Source organism: Lonepinella sp. BR2474 (assembly GCF_051851555.1).
In the GTDB taxonomy this organism is placed as follows: domain Bacteria; phylum Pseudomonadota; class Gammaproteobacteria; order Enterobacterales; family Pasteurellaceae; genus Lonepinella.
Genome location: NZ_JBPDVH010000015.1, coordinates 1 through 2,567, shown reverse-complemented (window position 1 = coordinate 2,567; position 2,567 = coordinate 1). Strand labels below are relative to the sequence as shown.

Below are 2,567 nucleotides of genomic sequence, written 5' to 3'. Positions count from 1 at the left end.
CACCGCTTACACACCACACCTATCTACGTCTTCGTCTTAAACAACCCTTACCAACTTTAAGTCGGGGAGAACTCATCTCAAGGCAAGTTTCGTGCTTAGATGCTTTCAGCACTTATCTCTCCCGCATGTAGCTACCCAGCAATGCGTCTGGCGACACAACTGGAACACCAGGGATGCGTCCACTCCGGTCCTCTCGTACTAGGAGCAGCCCCTTTCAATTCTCCAACGCCCACGGCAGATAGGGACCGAACTGTCTCACGACGTTCTAAACCCAGCTCGCGTACCACTTTAAATGGCGAACAGCCATACCCTTGGGACCTACTTCAGCCCCAGGATGTGATGAGCCGACATCGAGGTGCCAAACACCGCCGTCGATATGAACTCTTGGGCGGTATCAGCCTGTTATCCCCGGAGTACCTTTTATCCGTTGAGCGATGGCCCTTCCATTCAGAACCACCGGATCACTATGACCTACTTTCGTACCTGCTCGACTTGTCTGTCTCGCAGTTAAGCTTGCTTTTACCATTGCACTAACCTGACGATGTCCGACCGTCATTAGCAAACCTTCGTGCTCCTCCGTTACTCTTTGGGAGGAGACCGCCCCAGTCAAACTACCCACCAGACACTGTCCGAGTACGCGTTTCACATACTTCGTTAGAACATCAAACGTTAAAGGGTGGTATTTCAAGGATGACTCCATAACAACTGGCGTTGCTACTTCTTAGTCTCCCACCTATCCTACACATCAAAATTCAAGGTTCAGTGTCAAGCTATAGTAAAGGTTCACGGGGTCTTTCCGTCTAGCCGCGGGTACACCGCATCTTCACGGCGATTTCAATTTCACTGAGTCTCGGGTGGAGACAGCCTGGCCATCATTATGCCATTCGTGCAGGTCGGAACTTACCCGACAAGGAATTTCGCTACCTTAGGACCGTTATAGTTACGGCCGCCGTTTACTGGGGCTTCGATCAGGAGCTTCTCTTTCGATAACACCATCAATTAACCTTCCAGCACCGGGCAGGCATCACACCCTATACGTCCACTTTCGTGTTTGCAGAGTGCTGTGTTTTTAATAAACAGTTGCAGCCAGCTGGTATCTTCGACCGGTTCAACCTTCGTGAGTAAATCACTACAATCTACGCCGGCGCACCTTCTCCCGAAGTTACGGTGCTATTTTGCCTAGTTCCTTCACCCGAGTTCTCTCAAGCGCCTGAGTATTCTCTACCTGACCACCTGTGTCGGTTTTCAGTACGGTTTAGATAAATCTGAAGCTTAGTGGCTTTTCCTGGAAGTGTGGTATCAACAACTTCTTTCCCTTGGGAAATCGTCATCACGCCTTAGTGTTAATAAAGAGCCGGATTTGCCTAACTCTTCCACCTACACGCTTAAACAGCCATCCAACAGGCTGCTTGCCTAACCTACTCCGTCCCCACATCGCAATTTATCCAAGTACGGGAATATTAACCCGTTTCCCATCGACTACGCTTTTCAGCCTCGCCTTAGGGGCCGACTCACCCTGCCCCGATTAACGTTGGACAGGAACCCTTGGTCTTCCGGCGAACGAGTTTTTCACTCGTTTTATCGTTACTTATGTCAGCATTCGCACTTGTGATACGTCCAGCAAGCCTCTCGACTCACCTTCTTCCGCTTACACAACGCTCCCCTACCCAACAGTGTTACCACTGATGCCGCAGCTTCGGTGACTAGTTTTAGCCCCGTTACATCTTCCGCGCAGGCCGACTCGACTAGTGAGCTATTACGCTTTCTTTAAATGATGGCTGCTTCTAAGCCAACATCCTAGCTGTCTAAGCCTTCCCACTTCGTTTCCCACTTAACTAGTACTTTGGGACCTTAGCTGGCGGTCTGGGTTGTTTCCCTCTTCACGATGGACGTTAGCACCCACCGTGTGTCTCCTGAGTATCACTCTTCGGTATTCGCAGTTTGCATCGGGTTGGTAATCCGGGATGGACCCCTAGCCGAAACAGTGCTCTACCCCCGAAGGTGTTCGCTCAAGGCTCTACCTAAATAGATTTCGGGGAGAACCAGCTATCTCCCGGTTTGATTGGCCTTTCACCCCCAGCCACAAGTCATCCGCTAATTTTTCAACATTAGTCGGTTCGGTCCTCCAATTAGTGTTACCCAATCTTCAACCTGCCCATGGCTAGATCACCGGGTTTCGGGTCTATACCTTGCAACTATTCGCCCAGTTAAGACTCGGTTTCCCTTCGGCTCCCCTATTCGGTTAACCTCGCTACAAAATATAAGTCGCTGACCCATTATACAAAAGGTACGCAGTCACCTTGCGGCTCCCACTGCTTGTACGTACACGGTTTCAGGTTCTATTTCACTCCCCTCGCTGGGGTTCTTTTCGCCTTTCCTTCACAGTACTGGTTCACTATCGGTCAATCAGGAGTATTTAGCCTTAGAGGATGGTCCCCCTATCTTCAGACAGAATTTCTCGTGTTCCGCCCTACTTCTTGTTAGCTTAGTACCACCAGTGAATTTTTGAATACGGGGCTATCACCCTGTGTCGCTAGACTTCCCAGTCTATTCTTCTAATTCACTGA

Annotated in this window: 1 rRNA gene; it reads right to left on the bottom strand. The window is 50.0% G+C overall.

What is annotated here, in order from left to right:
* Nucleotides 1-2,567 (bottom strand): 23S ribosomal RNA (locus ACTG7Q_RS10815); the annotation flags it as partial.